We start from the raw sequence: 16,520 nt of genomic DNA on the forward strand, positions 1-16,520 counted from the left end.
CTGCCTATAATAAGAATACGATCTACAGATAATACCACTATACAACCAAAACGAATAAGGACTCTACAATGGCAAAGCCAACCACAGAAAAGCTAAACTTACCTGACTTTCCCGTCACGATAGTACGAGAACTAGATGGCAACTTTATTCATGATGAGATAAACCTAAAAGAGATGGTGGCCAATACTAATAAAGGACTTATCCTGTATTTTTATCCAAAAGACAATACACCAGGCTGTACCACGCAAGCGACAGAGTTTACCGCGCATCTCAACGAATTTGATGACTTAGGCTATGACATTATCGGTGTCTCACGCGATAGTGTGCAGTCGCACGAAAAATTCATCGCGAAACATGACCTAAATATTGCGCTGATCAGCGATCCTGACGAAAAATTATGCCAATATTTTGAGGTCATCAAAGAAAAAAACATGTACGGGAAGATAACGCTAGGGTTAGTTCGCTCTGCATTTGTTTTTGATACAAATGGCATGCTAACTCATGCTCAGCGTAATTTACGCGCTAAAGGCTATACCGAGCGATTGTTTGAAACGTTAACCCCTTAACTATTTAGTCAAATAGCGATGTTAAATACGATAAATATAATAAGTCATAATCCATTTATAACTTGAGAATAATATGAGTAAAAAGTCTAATACTGATGCCAAAAGTGCCGCACCCAAAATCACGCGCAGAGTATCCGTAGCTGTCATTGGTGCAGGCACTGCTGGTCAAAACGCCTTTCGCCAAGCCAGCAAAACCCATGATGACATCGTCATCATTAATGATGGATTTTGGACAACTACATGTGTTCAAGTTGGCTGTATGCCAAGCAAACTGTTGATTGCAGCCGCTGAACGTGCACACGAGGCCAATCATTCTGCAGATTTTGGTATTCACGCCACAGCTCAAATTGACAGTAAGCAAGTGATGAAGCGCGTTCGTGATGAGCGCAATCATTTTGCCAGTTTCATCAAAAAACAAGTCGCAGAATGGCCTGAAGATAAGAAAATCGACGGCCGTGCACATATCAATGAGCATGGATTGATCGAAGTAAATAATCAGGTGATTGAGGCCCAAAAAATCATCGTTGCCACAGGTAGCACACCATTTATTCCAGATGGCTGGGCTGATAAGCTAGGTAATACTTTACTGACGTCTGACATCGTATTTGAGCTGCCAGAATTACCGAAATCGATGGCTGTTGTTGGCGCTGGAGCCATTGGCCTAGAACTTGCGCAAGCATTCACACGTTTAGGTGTAGAGGTCACTCTATTTAATCGTGTCAAACGCGTAGCTGGACTTCAAGATAATGATATTAATGATAAAGCGATCGACTGCTTAAGCAATGAGCTAACTATGCATTTGGGTAGTGAAATCGGCAATGTGGGCACATTGAAAAACCAAAGTAGTAAAAAGCCAATAGCATTTCTCGATTATAAAAACAGCGCGGGTGAAAAGCAACAATGGCAAGGTGAATATGTACTAGTCGCAACCGGTCGCCGCAATACCATAAAACAACTGGGAATCGAAAATCTAGGAGTTGAGCTTGATGAAAAAGAGCGTCCAAAAAACTTGAGTAAAAAAACAGGAAAAATTGGTGATTTAAATGTCTATATTGTTGGTGATGCCAATGTAAACATACCGCTGTTACATGTAGCCAGTGATGAAGGCTATAGTGCAGGTAATATGATTTGTGGTAATAAAAAGCATGCTTATATACGCCCGCCAGCAATTCCTTTCTCTATCGTCTTTTGCTCACCACAAATTGCCAATGTCGGCATGTCATTACCAGAAATCCAGCAAGACTCAAGCTTAGAGTATGTCATCGGTAGCGTCAGTTTTGACAATCAGGGGCGTAGTCGCGTGATGGGTGTCAACTGTGGCTTACTGCATATTTATGGCTGCAAAAAAACCGACCGAATTCTAGGCGCAAGTATGGTAGGACCTGATGCTGAATATATCGGTCATATTTTGGCAACAGCAATTACCAACGACATAAGTGTTAAGAATATGCTTGACACACCTTTTTATCACCCAACCATACTAGAAGGTCTGCGTACTGCATTACGTGATGTTCAGCATAAGATGGAAATACCTTATCAGAACCAAGATGCACAGGAAGATAACTTTTAACGATCCGTGCAGCTACCGACTTAAAAAATATACTGAGTATCAATCATCATGCATATTGTATTTCATTGTACCAATGACTTAAGATAACTTATAATCAAATATCTTATGTAAGACACTTTGTATGTACCAAACTATGCATGGATCAAAAAATGCCGATCGCTAGTATTACTGATTTTTTTAAAGAGATTGTTCGTGATCTCCATACTAGTCTTTACCTTGCACTTGGCGGCTCTGCGGATGAAGAGTCACTGGACTGGTCATCTCAAGCAGTTGAACTGGCAAGTACTGCTATCAAAATCCTAATACTGCTTGCAGTATTGGGATTTTTTTATTGGCTTGCCATTTATGTCATAAAGCAAAGTAAAACAAAAATTCGTTTGAATGAGCGTCGTATTAAGATTGTCCGATCAGTGCTGCGTTATATTTGGATTGTAGCAAGTTTGATTGCCATCATGAGTCAAATCTACTTTGAACCAGACACCATTAAAGCTACTGCCAAAGCAAGCACTTGGGCGGGGGTTTACTATGTACTTTGGACCTCTTCAGGGCAAATCATTCATAGAGTTTTGCAACATTATGGGCTCAACGCGTCCATAGAACAACTGCTCAAAAATATCTTGTCTGTACTACTATTAGTACTCGGACTCGCTAGCGTCATGGCACAATTTGGTTTTGACATCGTGTCATTGGTAGCAGGTTTAGGTATCGTAGGTTTAGCAGTCGGTTTTGCCGCTCAATCAACACTGGCTAACTTTATCGCTGGTATCACGATCTTACTTGAGCAATCTTTTCAAGTAGGTGACTGGATTCATATTAACGAAAATGAAGGTCGTGTGGTACTTATCGCCTTACGCACCACCCATATTCTGACTCGAGATAACATCACTGTCATTATCCCAAACTCTAATGTCGCCTCATCTGAGGTTACCAACTTAACCTCAAAAAGCTTTATACGTTTTGACATTCGTGTCCGTATTGCCTTTGAAGATGATATCGATACTGCTCGCAACGCGATTTTACAAGTGCTCACTGACACTGAGGTGGTACTGAGCCGTCCCGAAACCTCAGCCACTGTTGATGAAGTTGGTGAGTATGGTGTGTTCTTTATTGTGCGGTTCTGGGTTAAACCAGCCGCTGTTGCACGTATGCCCAAAATTAAAGAGAATTTAAGAGAAGATATCAAACATGCGCTTGATGCGGCGAATATCTCAACTCCGTATCCTCATATGCGTTTACTCATGCCAAAAGACGTCGACTACCCTATCGCAACCAAGCCGTTTGCGACTACGACTGAGTTCGTTTCAAACGATAAACTGACATCACCTACCTTAACTAAGACAGATCATTGATGTGCATATGTAGCACTTCTTTTAATGTCAGCTTTTAAAGCCAGCTCAACTTAACTCTATTGAAGTAAGTTTAACTTCCAATTCATTCAGCTTTTATCGCATGTATCTGCAGATGTCTACAGGTACATTTTTGCTGAATCCTTGATATGCTGAAACAGTAAGCAACAGATCTCTGGCATCAGTCAATGCAAAGCGCAACAGATGTGCTTATTAAGTAAATGAATTGCTCGTATAGATTGATACTCTTGCAGCAGGTCTGGTCAACGTTGATTGATTACTGATAGGGAGCTCTACGCATGCAAATAAAATTAAGACTCACTCAAGCCTTGAGTGTAGCTGGTACTAGTTTAATATTGACGACAGGAGCATTTGCCAGCCAACTGACTAATGGAGACTTTGAGCTAAATCCGCCGGCCAGTGGATTCGGTAATCACATCGGTCATCCTATTACTCCTTGGGTGTTAGGTTCGGGTGACCCTTCAAGCTTCATAAAGACTAACCAAGGTATCAACGCTACAGGACAAGGCCCTCGTAAAGACGCGTCAAATGAACCATCAGGAACTATTAGACATTATCTTGATATTGCTAATGGCAGTAATGACTTCTATCAAACCTTTATAGCAAAAGTATCAAACCCTCCAAAAATATTGGATGGTCATCTGCTACGGTTACTGTGGTTATCCTCTCCATTTCTTTAGTATAGAACAAATATTACGTTAACTTACCAGTTTCTTACAGGTTTATTAACCATTGTGACATTGCCTCTTATAATGCTAGCGCAGATCCTCATTTTAGAATGGCGATAAACGTGAAATAAACAGCAGTCAAACAAGAAGAACAGTACAGATAATATCGAGATTTTAGCAAGCTACTTGGCGCAGTTTGGCAATGATTTAACCACTTTTAGTCCATTTATAGTTTAACGTTCAGACTGAGAACGCGACCTAGACAGCTTTTAAACTAAATTTATGGAAATATGGTAAAATTGCCGGTTAAACATCTCATTTTATGATGTGCATTACTTATCAATTTAGCCCACAGGTATCCGTATGACCGAAACAACCGCGCCCTCGACTTTAGCAACAGCTTCACAAGAGTTGTCGCTTAACCTTATCATTACTTGTGCCGATGGGCTTGAGGCACCGCTACAGACCGAACTGACCAGTTTTGGTATTACCAGTGAGATCAAAAGCACAGGCCGTTTGGCGGTTACGGGTACTTTGCGCGACCTATATACCATTTGTCTTTGGTCACGAGTCGCCTCTCGTGTGTTGATGCTGATTAAACGTAAAAACATCAATGCCGAATACGATGTGGCTGAGCAGATTTATGGTTTGGCAAAATCAGTCAATTGGACTGAGCAATTCGACTTAGAGCAAACCTTTGCCATTCGTCTATCGGTCGATAAACGCGTGGCCGTCAGCCAGCAGTTTGCTATGCTGCGTATCAAAGATGCGATTGCCGATACCTTCAATGAAGTTTATGACAGCCGTCCTAATGTCGATAGCAAAAACCCAGATTTCTCTATTTTTGCAACGGTGAATGACAAGCAAGCTGAGCTGTATTTGGATTTATCAGGTACCAGCTTGCATCGCCGTGGTTACCGTGTGGCGATGACCGAAGCACCATTGAAAGAAAACTTAGCAGCTGCCCTGCTCTATAGTTCTGGTTGGCATAAGAAAAACGATGCTGGCAACGCGCCTTTTTATAATGCTTTAATTGACCCTATGTGTGGCTCTGGTACATTCCTTATCGAAGCGCTACTGATGCATTGCGATTATGCCGTGGGTATCGATAAAGCAGCCAATCAATTTGGTTTTTATCAATGGCAGCATCATGATGAGGTGTTATGGCAGCAAATGATTGACGATGCACAGACACGTTTTGCCGAAGGCTTAGCCATTGCCTCTGAACAGCCAGATACTTTGCCACTTATCTTAGGGTTTGATGCCGATAGCGGTGCGGTAATCGCTACCGAAAAGAACTTAATTGCAGCAGGCTTACATGATTTAATGCCATTGATTGATCTTGAGGTACGTGCCCTTGATCAGCTCAATGACACCTTGCGACCTATGGTCAATGACGGTCGGTTAAGCAATCCTTTGATCATCACTAACCCGCCTTACGGTGAGCGTTTGGGTGATGAAGATATGATTAAACCCTTGTATCAAGCGATTGGGCTTATTTTGCAAGACAGCTTTGCAGGGAGTGGCATTGACCCAATGCTTGGTATCTTGGCGGCTAACGTTGAGCAAGTCGATACATTACCGATTAGAGAGCCTAAGACACTACGCTGTCACAATGGTGCTATTACGGTTTATTTCCGTTATGGCACCTTGATTGCAGGGCAAACAGGCAACCTTGTCAGTCGTTTTGAAAAGCGTGAAATTGAGGTAGAAGACGGTCAAGACTTTATTAACCGCTTGCAAAAAAACCTTGCCAAGCTCAAAAAACTGGCCAAAAAAGACAATGTCAGTAATATTCGTGCTTATGATGCAGACTTGCCTGATTTTAAGGTTGCTATCGACTTATATGGGGAATATGTACATGTACAAGAATATGCACCGCCGAAAACCATTCCACCTGAAACAGCTAAAAAACGCTTTAACCTAGCATTGATGGGTATTCGCGAAGTATTGAACATTAACCGTGAACAGGTTTTTATCAAAACCCGTGCCCGCCAGTCAGGCAATGATCAATATAGCAAGCAAAACACAACTGAAAAGCGTGGCAAGTTCCATGTCGCTCGCGAAGATGGTGCTTATTTCTATGTCAATTTTACTGACTATCTAGATACGGGACTATTCATCGATCACCGTAACATGCGCGCGCGTATTAAAAGCAACAGTCACGGCAAATCTGTACTGAACTTATTTGCCTATACCTGTACAGCCAGTGCCCATGCGGCATTGGCAGGCGCCAAAAAGGTCACCAGTGTCGATTTGTCACAGAACTATCTGGATTGGGGTAAGCAGAACTTTGTACTTAATGGTTTAGACGTCAGTCGCAACAAATACCAATTCGTCGCTGCTGATATTTTTGAATGGATTAAAGACAATACTGAACAGTTCGATATTATTTTTATCGATCCACCGACCTTTTCGAACTCTAAAAAGTTTCAGGGTACATTCGATGTGCAGCGTGACCATGCCGCCCTCATTAACCGTGCAATGAACCGATTAACTTCTGATGGTGTCTTATATTTCTCAAATAACTTTACTCGCTTTGAGCTTGATGAGCAATTGACCGAGCGCTACGACATCGTTAATATCACGCCAAAGACCATTGGCTTTGACTTTAATATCAAGAAACCAATTCATCAAAGCTTTGAGATTCGCCATCGCTAAACGATATCAGTGAACACTTAAAAAATCTGCTAACCCAGTATTTTATATAAAACATAATAATGACCTAATCATCTTTGATTGGGTCATTTTTTGTTGTTATGATAGGGCGTTATTAAGCAATAGTTTTGCGGCGATGGTTAATTGATAATGTTGATCACACTATCGATTTTGCTCGCTTAGCTTTACTCAATCGCATGGCTACTGCTTTGATATTGCACTTCTCCCTACTCTAATAACAAGGATAATCTCATGGCTTTATCACTTAATAAAGGCGGTAACTTATCGCTAACCAAAACTGACCCAAATTTAACCAAGCTACTCATTGGTCTAGGTTGGGATGAGCGCGCAACTTCTGGTGCTGAGTTTGATCTGGATGCCAGCGTATTCTTACTGAGTGGTGCTGGTAAAGTACGCGGTGATCATGACTTTATCTTTTATAATCAATTAAAATCTGACAACGGTGCTGTTGAACATACTGGTGATAATCGTACTGGTGAAGGTGATGGCGATGATGAAGTCATTAAAGTCAATCTGACTCAAGTACCTGCCGATATCGATAAAATTGTAGTGACAGTGACTATTCATGACGCTGCGGCTCGTAGTCAAAACTTCGGTCAAGTCGCTAACGCTTTTATTCGTGTCGTTAATGAAGAGACAGGTACCGAAGTGGTTCGTTTTGACTTGGCAGAAGATTACTCTGTTGAGACTGCCATGGTGTTCGGCGAAGTGTATCGTCATAATGGTGAGTGGAAATTCCGCGCTGTTGGTCAAGGCTACTCAGGCGGCTTACAAGCGATGTGTCAGCAGTATGGTGTAGATATTTAATCGCTTTTATATCGTAACTTGTAATATGCATAAACGCTTATATCAGATAACCACTCAATATAGGGTGACATCACTGTATATTCTCTATGCTCATCACTGGTTGCAAATAGTTGCAAAATAGTTGTAGTTTTAGATGGTAAAACAATCAGTAATACTATATGTTTCATTTAAATTTATGCATAAAAAGTGGCTAACAATAACCTCTTTTTCATAGGCTATGCCTATAGCAGACCGACTTTAGCTTTACGTAACCAGACAGGATATGTCATGAGACATTTTTATTTAGACTTCATTTTCACAGCTATCGCTTTGATGATAGCTGCGTGGTGGGGATATTCACATGGTGGTATGGGTGGCATGATAACCACCTTATCTATTACTGCCATTTTGGCCGTTATGGAGATTTCATTATCGTTTGATAATGCGGTGGTCAACGCTTCAGTCCTCAAAGGCTGGGACGAATTTTGGAAAAAGATCTTCTTAACCGTTGGTATTTTAGTCGCAGTATTCGGTATGCGCCTAGTATTCCCTATTGTCATCGTTGCGGTTACCGCTGATCTTGGCATGATGGAAGTCGTCAATCTAGCTCTGTACCAACCAGAAGAATACTCAGCCAGGCTAATGGCGCATCATGCTGAAATCTCAGCATTTGGTGGTATTTTCTTACTGTTGGTTTTCTTAAACTTCATCTTTGATGAAAAAGAAGTCCATTGGTTTGATTGGTTAGAGAGCCGTTTGGCTAAGCTTGGCAAAGTCGATGCCATGAGCGTATTTGTCGCTCTCATCGTCTTGATGATTGCCGTATCGTGGGCCAGTACTGAGCAGTCAGGTGCTGTATTGATTGCGGGTGTCTGGGGTATCTTGGTTTATCTTGGCGTACAGGTTGTCTCTGGCATGCTAGAAGGTGACCTTGAAGAAGACCTAGAAAACGAAGAAAATGGTTCAGGTGCAGCAGCGACTAGCGCTATTATGAAAGGCGGTATCATCGGCTTCTTATACTTAGAAGTCCTCGATGCTTCATTCAGTTTTGATGGTGTTATTGGTGCATTTGCCATTACCAACGACGTTATTGTCATCATGCTAGGTCTTGCCATTGGTGCGATGTTTGTACGTTCTATGACTATCTTCTTGGTAGATAAAGGCACGCTTGACGAGTTTGTTTATCTTGAGCATGGCGCGCATTATGCGATTGGTGCATTAGCGATTATCATGCTGTTGTCGGTGAAATTCCACGTGCCAGAAGTCATTACTGGTCTTATCGGTATTGCCTTTATTGGTTGGGCGTTTGTTGCGTCACTTAACTACCGTAAGCAAGAAGCGAAGTCTATCAATTGATGCGCTTTTGATATTAAAAAACTAAGCCAGTCAATAAATCAAAAAAAGGTTGTGTCAATATATTTGACACAGCCTTTCTTATATCAAGCCATCATTTCGATTCTGATATCTGTGTTCATTATTAGACAATTTACTTTTGATAACAATACCTTAACCACTGTTGTCGTAGTTGTAAAAAAGTATCAGAGACACTCGGTTATTATGCTGCTTAGTAAGCATATAGTAAGCGCACAAAATACGGCTTGCTTACTAAGCAATCGCTTAGTATAGTAAAACGTAATGATATATAGAGCTTATACAGGCATAGCTTGTTTACACTTACATATCGACCACTGTACCATTTTCAGTTCGTTTTCTTATCATTCAATTATTAATAAATAGGATATTTATATGGCTATTAGCTTAACAAAAGGCGGCAACGTAAACTTATCAAAAGAAGCCCCTGGTTTAACCAATATTACTGTCGGCTTGGGCTGGGACCCACGTGCCACTGACGGTCAAGAATTCGATCTAGATGCTATTGGCTTTTTGGTCAACGAAGCAGGGAAAGTTCGTAACGATCAAGATTTTATCTTCTTCAATAACCTAAAGTCAGATAATGGTGCCGTAGAGCATACTGGCGATAACCGTACTGGTGAAGGTGATGGCGATGATGAAAAAATCAAAATCAATCTTGCTAATATCCCAGCCGATGTCAGCAAAGTAGCGGTTTGCGCAATCATCTATGAAGGTCAAGCTCGTAACCAAAACTTTGGTCAAGTTGGCGATGCTTACATCCGTGTTGTAAATGACAATGGTCAGTCTGAAATTGCACGTTATGACCTATCAGAAGACGGTAGCACTGAAACAGCGATGATTTTTGGTGAGCTATATCGTCACAACGGCGATTGGAAATTCCGCGCCGTGGGTCAAGGCTTTAGCGGTGGTCTTGGGCCATTAGCCTCTTCTTATGGCGTAAACGTATAAACCTAGTGTTGACGTAATCGCTTAGCAAGATAGATATTTCAATTAAATATTTGATTGAGATAAAAACAAGCCATCAAGTGTGCCATTTTAAAGCATTTGATGGCTTTAGTTTTAATTGGCTCGCTAAAACTAAAAACCAAACATTCTAAAAATCAGACTCTAAGAGCACGTTTTAAAAATCAGAATAAGGATGGGTAACTCATGGCCGCAACGTTCAGCTTAATCGGTACCATCGAACCTTTTTTGCATTGCAACCTCAAAAAAGGCGATTCGATTTATTGTGAAGCCAATGCAATGGTAATGATGGAATCAAACCTTGAGCTAAAAGGTAAGTTGCAAGGCGGATTGATGCAGTCACTTATGCGCCGTTTTGCCAATGATGAATCGTTATTTCAACAACAAATCGAAGCGGTAAATGGTGAAGGCGATTGTTTACTCGCGCCTACGCTTGATGGTGATATGCAAATCATTGATTGTGGTGCTCAGCAATATACGCTTAGTGATGGTGCGTTTGTGGCTGCACAAACTGGCGTCGATATCAGAGCCAACATTCAGCGTAACCTTGGTGGTGCGGTGTTTGGTGATACTGGGGGCTTTATGGTCATGCAGACACAGGGCCAAGGTCAAGTCGTGGTATCGGGTTTCGGTTCATTATTTGAGATTGAGGTGACGCCCGATAAAGACGTCATTATTGATAACGGACACGTCGTTTGCTGGGACTCAAATCTAGATTATAAGTTATCGGTCTCTACCAGTAAGAAAAAAGGGTTTATGAGCAATATCATCAATTCAGTCACCAGTGGTGAAGGCATGGTTTTGAACTTCTCTGGTACTGGTAAAGTTATTATTTGCTCTCGAAATCGTGACAGCTACCAAGGTTGGTTACAAAGTGTATTAGGCAGTAGCTCAGGTGGACGTGGTGGCGGTGGTGGGTTTTTAGATAACATCTTATAGCATCTCTTAGCACTATTTTAAACGGTTTTACTCACAACTATTATAAGGATACGAACATGGCAGTTAGCTTACAAAAAGGTCAGAAGATCTCCCTTAGTAAAGAAGCAGGTGGCGATCTCACACAGGTAAAATTAGGTTTGGGCTGGGATGTCGCACAAAGCTCTCAAGGTCAAAAAGGTGGATTCTTAGGCAAATTATTCGGTGGCGCCAGTGGCGGTGGTGACTCTATCGACTTAGATGCCTCATGCATTATGTTCGATGCTAATAAACAAGCAGTTGATGCCATTTGGTTCAGTCAACTTAAATCAAAAGATGGCAGCATCGTACACACTGGCGATAACCGTACTGGTGATGGCGATGGTGATGATGAAGTCATCAATGTAGATTTATCGAGAGTCCCTGCAAGTGTTACCTCTTTAGTCTTTACCGTTAATAGCTTTACTGGTCAGACATTTGAGACAGTAGAAAATGCGTTTTGCCGTATCGTCAATGCCAATAACAATCAAGAAGTGGCTCGCTATAACTTATCAGCGCAAGGCGGTCACACGGCGATGGTTATGGCAAAAGTGTATCGCCATAACAATGAATGGAAAATGCATGCTATCGGTGAAATAGCCTCTGGTCGTACCTTCCATGATTTAATGCCTGCTATCACACCGCATGCTTAATTGGTTTCAATAACTCTTTTAACGTTACAACGTTACAACGTTACAACGTTACAACGTTACTATAAAAAATTGGCCCTTCTATAAATAGAAGGGCTAATTTTTTTATCAAGTAAGACTATTAACTGGAGCTATAAATACGGTTACTTACTACCACGCTTCCAGCTAAAGCCCCAATTAAACGCTTTATCCATCTCTTGATGACCTTTATAGTATTGGTTGATACGCTCAACATTGATACTGCCTTGTTGATTGACCAAACGAGCAATAGCACACATCGGTAGATTGCCTGCACCTTCGGTTAAGCGTGTTTCAATCGGTGGCTGCTCTGGTACGGCAATCGTCACCACGCCATCGGTTTGTGCCCAATTGGGTGCACCTTCGTAGATAAAAGCAAAGATAAATACTTCTTCGATTTGTGACCACTGTTGGCCATTAATATCAAGCCACTCACCACCACTCACCTGCCCTGTTCTGTCATCAGCACGCAAGCAAACATATGGTGCTGACTGCAAACTGCCGAAACGATTGCCTAATGCTTGGATCAGTGTTTTTTCACCATTTTTCAAGTGAATCATCGCACCAATATCTAGATCAATACCACCCGCTTTATGCTGTTTAAATAAATCTCCCAGCAGACCTTTTTTGGGTGCATGCTGATTAGTTTCTGGGCGTTGGTTCCAGTTTAGGTTGACTGATATTTTACCAAAATCGTCGCGCTTTTTCAGATTGATGCTGGATTGGTTTTTGGTTAAAGTTACTTTACTTAAATTGACTGAAGGACTGGCCGGAATCGGTGGCGGCGTACTTGTCTGAGGTGCACTACGTGCTTTTTGCGTATCAATTGGACGCTGGGTATTGATAGGTTGAGACTGGCTTTGATCCTGACTCTGAGGTGGTGTTTCATCAGCAATCTCAACACCGAAGTGTTCTGATAGTGGCTTCAACCCACCATTAAATCCTTGCGCAATAAATCTAAATTTCCAATTACCCTGCCTACGGTAACACTCCGCTAAAATAATCGCTTTTTCATCACGTCCATTAGCACTCAGTTGACAAGTCATCAATACTTGACTACCTTTTAGCACCTGAATATCGACATCACCCACTTGTGCAAGCGTTTGCGCACTAGAAAACGCGAGTGCTATTTTTTCAATACTGGCAGGCTGCGCTGGTAAGTTAATATCAAAAAACCCATCACTATCGTGACCACGAAAACTGACACTGCCATCATCACTACGTGTTTGCCCATAAAATATCATATCGCCATCGCCGCGTACTTTACCCTCCGTGGTCAAGCGATAAGCCGCACAATCAATTGCATTTTGGCTCAGAATACGGATGCTAATATTGTCTGTCGGTAATGGTGCATTGGCACCTGCAATTAAAGCTTGACTCATCATACGTCCTTTAAGTTGTTTATTATGTCGATATGTTCATGACGCTAAGAGGCATCGTGGTTATCCTCATATAGTAGCATGAATGTCATTATCCATATGAGCCAAGATATTCATTCAGCAACAGTGCAAAAGCTATCCCAAAAAACTTTAGTGCTATTTTATTAACTACATTTATAACAATGGGTATGTGTATATAATAACTGTTAATGTCAGCAATGTTTGCAACCTAAAATTGAGCTATTTTTCACGCCTGCTTACATTCCCAATACTGTTAAGATAACAATATCACATCATCCAATTACATCTAAAACCTACGATACTGCTGAGAGAATTATGAATAATCTTGCTAACGATAGCTACCCTATAACATCAACTGCTGCTTGGCTAGCCGAAGGTCAATCAAGTCAGCGTGATATGTTAGCCAGTTTGCAGTCATTAAAGGCGCAATCTCATACACCATTCAATATTATTGCCTCACATCGTGATAATAGAGCTGAGATTTTTGAGTTTGCTGATAATATCTATTTTGAGCCTTACGCCATCACTGCAAGTGATAATGAGCAAACAGCGCCTGAACCTACTACACCACTGATGTCACGCTGGCAGTTCGTCTTAGAGCAAGCAAAAAAAGACAAAGTAAAAGTATTACTGACTGGACGTAATGGGGTTGATTATGAAGCCCATCGTGAGATATTTGAAGCTGCAGGTATTCGTTTATTAACCGGCGCAACCAGCGTTTCATCTTTAGAGTCAATTGATGATAAATTTGCCTTTATGCAACAGTGTCATCAGCATGATATTCCAGTCGCAGAGGCTTGGCGTTTTGACAACGTCAACGAGCTTGAGTCCTTACTTGCCAAACATGGTCATCAACCTTTATGCGTCAAACCAGTGACTGGTATTTTTGCGCAAGGATTTTGGAGATTAGATTCAGGTAAAGAAACGATAAATCAATATGATAGCTTTGAGCATTTATACTTTACTGAACAAAAAAAAATCAGCACTACACAATTTCTAAACGCCTATAAGAACAGCTCAATGGTACATGATCGCCCCATTCCTATGCTATTGATGCCTTACTTATCAGGACAAGAATACTCTATCGATGTCGTGTGCGAATATGGCGAAGTACTGGCTGCAGTCACTCGCTACAAAACTGGGAAGGTCCAGCATATTGGCTACGAAAAATCTGTTATGGATGTGGTCATTCCGCTCATTAAAGCGTTTAACTGTGATGGTATCGTCAGTGTGCAGACCAAAGCTGATGACGAAGGTAAGCACCGTGTATTGGAAATTAACAGTCGTCCATCGGGTGGTATAGGTTATACGACTCATTGTGGTATAGACTTAACCCAAGTCGGCTTTGCTTATTGGTTAGGCCTAACAAGCAAGCCTAAACTGTCTGACATCATCCAACAGATAAAGCCCTGCCAAGTACGCTCTATCATGACGAGTGTCAAGATAGAAGAAGCCATCATTGATTAGAGTATATATACGACTGGCTTTTATTCAAAAACAGTACGGCATAAAAAAGGTTTTTAGAATTAAATTCTAAAAACCTTTTTTGTTATAAGCGACTTAATAAACAGAACAGTCATGGCTGAGTGTTATTCACCAAATACTAGATTCTCTTTTTTAGGTGCATTTTTAGAGGCTAAAATCCATAGTAATCCCAATACAACTACTGAACCGATAAAGATAATCATTGATGAAGAAGTAGGATGAACATATGAATGACTCATAGGCATCATATTACCTGTCATCTGCATATCCATAGCTGCCACACCAACATAGTGCATACCACAAACCGCTAGCCCCATCAAAAACGCACTACCAAAGCGTTGTAATGTGCCTCGTAGATTAAACGCTAACCATAACGCAGTTATCGCTGCAACGATTGCAATTGCAATTGAAACCATTAGGAGTGGCATGTTATATGACATGGTTGCATCCATTTGCATTGAAGCCATACCTGTGTAGTGCATTGCCGCAATACCAAGTCCAGTAATGACTCCACCGCCAATCAACTTGGCCATATTAGGCTCTCCGCGACCAACGATAACAATACCAACCGCAACAAATAAAACGGCAAGTAACATTGAGATAATAGTCAAGCTTAAATCATAAGTGACCGGCATCTTCATATCAACGGCCATCATACCAATATAATGCATCGACCAAATGGCACCACCGAGCGCGATTGAAGACAATGCGACCCAAAAGTATAGATCGTTTCCTGGCTTAGCAGATGGCACGCGGATGGCAAGGTTTAAGCCAACATAAGAACCAAGTACTGCAATAACATATGAGATAAACACCAAAAGCAGGTTATATTCAACTTCTATCATTTTCTTCGCCCTCTATATTTAACAAAACTGAGCTTAAGCAACACTGGTTTGGATGAACCAAGATACTTTATGCATTTATTACTATTATTCATAGGCATTAAACTGTCTATGCATGATTTTTTACCAAATGGTAAATTCACAAATATTGGTACTACCAGCCCCACAACTTGTCTCTCTGACCTGAGCATCTTTTACCGCAGGATTACTTGCTAAGAAGCCTTCTATATAACCAACAACAAAATGACAGCCTGAATGGTTGCTATCTGACAACTTGCAGAATGGGCATTTAATTAACGAAATTACATCGTTTTTAGCTTTCACCTTAGAAAATTCTTTTAAGGCTGGTACAAGTTCACGACTAATGGTTGCTGATAGTTTTAATGGACTACCAAGAGAGTAGTCACGTTGATAAATACCGCCACCCACCTTGCGTCCTAACTCATACAATGCTTGATCGCGAATGTCATTTGGTACGACATTCTCATATCGTCTAACCACATCTACTATGTCTGGATACTGAGCACCAATAGATGTTAAAGCATTTTTTTCATCCAAGCTTTGTTTCATTGGTGGTGCTGATGAGACGGCATCTACTGCACTTGCACCTGCACCTGCACCTGCACCTGCACCTGCACCTGCACTGTCATCTTCATCTATTTCTAACTGAAAAAGGCTACAGCCTTCGATAGAAGACAAATCATTGATTAAATCCTCTTGTGTCTTTGACTCTCTGCTTTTGGCAACAACATGAATAATATTGCCGCCATTTTCTGAAGACTCTTGCTTTTGGGATAAGAGTTGATAACCTGCTTTGATAAGCGGTGAGATAACATTGACTAAACGAATACGCTCAGAAGATGTTTCCAATGAACAAGAAAATTTCAAAGATCACTCCTTTTCTAAAAATATCGCCAAACTTTTTAACACCAAGCTGTTTAGCTAGACTCAATGACTTATCTAAATTGTTTTATGATATTCATCCAAAACATAACTCTTTTGTAGTGCAGTGACTATAGCTATTAATATCGCTAAAATAGAAAATAACTTAAAGAATGCTATTTAATAACACCTATCTTTAACGATCGTTCAGTCCAAATCTAAAAATTAAATACTTTTTAGAAGGAAATAAGCATTATTATTACTTAATAGACCCCACTCTCAACTTGAAATAAGCAAATCAAACTGAAGAGGCGGG

14 protein-coding genes are annotated in these 16,520 nt (G+C 41.0%); 11 read left to right on the plus strand and 3 right to left on the minus strand.

Annotated features, from left to right (window positions below; translation table 11 throughout):
* Positions 1-68 precede the first annotated feature (68 nt).
* The 10 genes from ACT3RN_RS06280 to ACT3RN_RS06325 all read left to right on the plus strand — a co-directional run bounded on the left by ACT3RN_RS06280 (position 69) and on the right by ACT3RN_RS06325 (position 11,580).
* Complete coding sequence (locus ACT3RN_RS06280) at positions 69-566, plus strand: peroxiredoxin (protein WP_192519015.1); 498 nt, start codon at positions 69-71, stop codon at positions 564-566.
* A gap of 73 nt (positions 567-639) precedes the next feature.
* Positions 640-2,136 carry a dihydrolipoyl dehydrogenase gene (locus tag ACT3RN_RS06285; RefSeq protein ID WP_192519014.1) on the plus strand — a complete coding sequence of 499 codons (1,497 nt, stop codon included), beginning with the start codon at positions 640-642 and terminating at the stop codon, positions 2,134-2,136.
* A 149-nt stretch (positions 2,137-2,285) separates the two neighbouring features.
* Positions 2,286-3,485, plus strand: a complete 1,200-nt coding sequence (locus tag ACT3RN_RS06290; RefSeq protein WP_225739133.1) for a mechanosensitive ion channel family protein — start codon at positions 2,286-2,288, stop codon at positions 3,483-3,485.
* A gap of 296 nt (positions 3,486-3,781) precedes the next feature.
* Positions 3,782-4,183, plus strand: coding sequence for a hypothetical protein (locus ACT3RN_RS06295; RefSeq protein ID WP_192519012.1), 402 nt, complete (start codon positions 3,782-3,784; stop codon positions 4,181-4,183).
* Positions 4,184-4,534: 351 nt separating this feature from the next.
* Complete coding sequence (gene rlmKL / locus ACT3RN_RS06300) at positions 4,535-6,832, plus strand: bifunctional 23S rRNA (guanine(2069)-N(7))-methyltransferase RlmK/23S rRNA (guanine(2445)-N(2))-methyltransferase RlmL (RefSeq protein ID WP_192519011.1); 2,298 nt, start codon at positions 4,535-4,537, stop codon at positions 6,830-6,832.
* 249 nt (positions 6,833-7,081) lie between these two features.
* On the plus strand, positions 7,082-7,657 hold the full coding sequence (locus tag ACT3RN_RS06305; protein WP_192519010.1) for a TerD family protein: 576 nt from the start codon (positions 7,082-7,084) through the stop codon (positions 7,655-7,657).
* A gap of 267 nt (positions 7,658-7,924) precedes the next feature.
* Entirely contained in the window at positions 7,925-8,992 is a 1,068-nt protein-coding gene (locus ACT3RN_RS06310; protein ID WP_192519009.1) for a DUF475 domain-containing protein, read from the plus strand.
* Between the two features lie 390 nt (positions 8,993-9,382).
* Positions 9,383-9,958, plus strand: a complete 576-nt coding sequence (locus tag ACT3RN_RS06315) for a TerD family protein (protein ID WP_192519008.1) — start codon at positions 9,383-9,385, stop codon at positions 9,956-9,958.
* Positions 9,959-10,159: 201 nt separating this feature from the next.
* On the plus strand, positions 10,160-10,912 hold the full coding sequence (locus ACT3RN_RS06320) for a TIGR00266 family protein (protein WP_192519007.1): 753 nt from the start codon (positions 10,160-10,162) through the stop codon (positions 10,910-10,912).
* Between the two features lie 56 nt (positions 10,913-10,968).
* A complete protein-coding gene (locus ACT3RN_RS06325) occupies positions 10,969-11,580 on the plus strand; it encodes a TerD family protein (RefSeq protein WP_192519006.1) in 612 nt (203 codons plus the stop codon).
* A 140-nt stretch (positions 11,581-11,720) separates the two neighbouring features.
* Here ACT3RN_RS06325 and ACT3RN_RS06330 read toward each other — a convergent pair whose 3' ends face one another.
* Positions 11,721-12,977 (minus strand): TerD family protein, encoded by a 1,257-nt coding sequence (locus ACT3RN_RS06330; protein WP_192519005.1) that lies wholly within the window; start codon positions 12,975-12,977, stop codon positions 11,721-11,723.
* Between the two features lie 333 nt (positions 12,978-13,310).
* On the opposite strand from ACT3RN_RS06330, the gene ACT3RN_RS06335 reads away from it, so the two are divergent.
* Positions 13,311-14,462 carry an ATP-grasp domain-containing protein gene (locus tag ACT3RN_RS06335; RefSeq protein ID WP_192519004.1) on the plus strand — a complete coding sequence of 384 codons (1,152 nt, stop codon included), beginning with the start codon at positions 13,311-13,313 and terminating at the stop codon, positions 14,460-14,462.
* Positions 14,463-14,584: 122 nt separating this feature from the next.
* On the opposite strand, the gene ACT3RN_RS06340 is transcribed toward ACT3RN_RS06335, so the two are convergent.
* Positions 14,585-15,325, minus strand: a complete 741-nt coding sequence (locus ACT3RN_RS06340; protein ID WP_192519003.1) for an MHYT domain-containing protein — start codon at positions 15,323-15,325, stop codon at positions 14,585-14,587.
* A 120-nt stretch (positions 15,326-15,445) separates the two neighbouring features.
* Positions 15,446-16,210, minus strand: a complete 765-nt coding sequence (locus tag ACT3RN_RS06345) for a hypothetical protein (RefSeq protein WP_442440053.1) — start codon at positions 16,208-16,210, stop codon at positions 15,446-15,448.
* Between the last annotated feature and the right edge of the window lie 310 nt (positions 16,211-16,520).

It is taken from the genome of Psychrobacter sp. AOP5-GZ1-6 (genome assembly GCF_052376345.1).
Taxonomy (GTDB): domain Bacteria; phylum Pseudomonadota; class Gammaproteobacteria; order Pseudomonadales; family Moraxellaceae; genus Psychrobacter.

What these genes read in the sequence shown, in the direction of transcription:
- ACT3RN_RS06280 (WP_192519015.1), top strand. Translation starts at nt 69, where the DNA reads ATGGCAAAGCCAACCACAGAAAAGCTAAACTTACCTGACTTTCCCGTC.
- ACT3RN_RS06285 (WP_192519014.1), top strand. Translation starts at nt 640, where the DNA reads ATGAGTAAAAAGTCTAATACTGATGCCAAAAGTGCCGCACCCAAAATC.
- ACT3RN_RS06290 (WP_225739133.1), top strand. Translation starts at nt 2,286, where the DNA reads ATGCCGATCGCTAGTATTACTGATTTTTTTAAAGAGATTGTTCGTGAT.
- ACT3RN_RS06295 (WP_192519012.1), top strand. Translation starts at nt 3,782, where the DNA reads ATGCAAATAAAATTAAGACTCACTCAAGCCTTGAGTGTAGCTGGTACT.
- rlmKL (WP_192519011.1), top strand. Translation starts at nt 4,535, where the DNA reads ATGACCGAAACAACCGCGCCCTCGACTTTAGCAACAGCTTCACAAGAG.
- ACT3RN_RS06305 (WP_192519010.1), top strand. Translation starts at nt 7,082, where the DNA reads ATGGCTTTATCACTTAATAAAGGCGGTAACTTATCGCTAACCAAAACT.
- ACT3RN_RS06310 (WP_192519009.1), top strand. Translation starts at nt 7,925, where the DNA reads ATGAGACATTTTTATTTAGACTTCATTTTCACAGCTATCGCTTTGATG.
- ACT3RN_RS06315 (WP_192519008.1), top strand. Translation starts at nt 9,383, where the DNA reads ATGGCTATTAGCTTAACAAAAGGCGGCAACGTAAACTTATCAAAAGAA.
- ACT3RN_RS06320 (WP_192519007.1), top strand. Translation starts at nt 10,160, where the DNA reads ATGGCCGCAACGTTCAGCTTAATCGGTACCATCGAACCTTTTTTGCAT.
- ACT3RN_RS06325 (WP_192519006.1), top strand. Translation starts at nt 10,969, where the DNA reads ATGGCAGTTAGCTTACAAAAAGGTCAGAAGATCTCCCTTAGTAAAGAA.
- ACT3RN_RS06330 (WP_192519005.1), bottom strand. Translation starts at nt 12,977, where the DNA reads ATGAGTCAAGCTTTAATTGCAGGTGCCAATGCACCATTACCGACAGAC.
- ACT3RN_RS06335 (WP_192519004.1), top strand. Translation starts at nt 13,311, where the DNA reads ATGAATAATCTTGCTAACGATAGCTACCCTATAACATCAACTGCTGCT.
- ACT3RN_RS06340 (WP_192519003.1), bottom strand. Translation starts at nt 15,325, where the DNA reads ATGATAGAAGTTGAATATAACCTGCTTTTGGTGTTTATCTCATATGTT.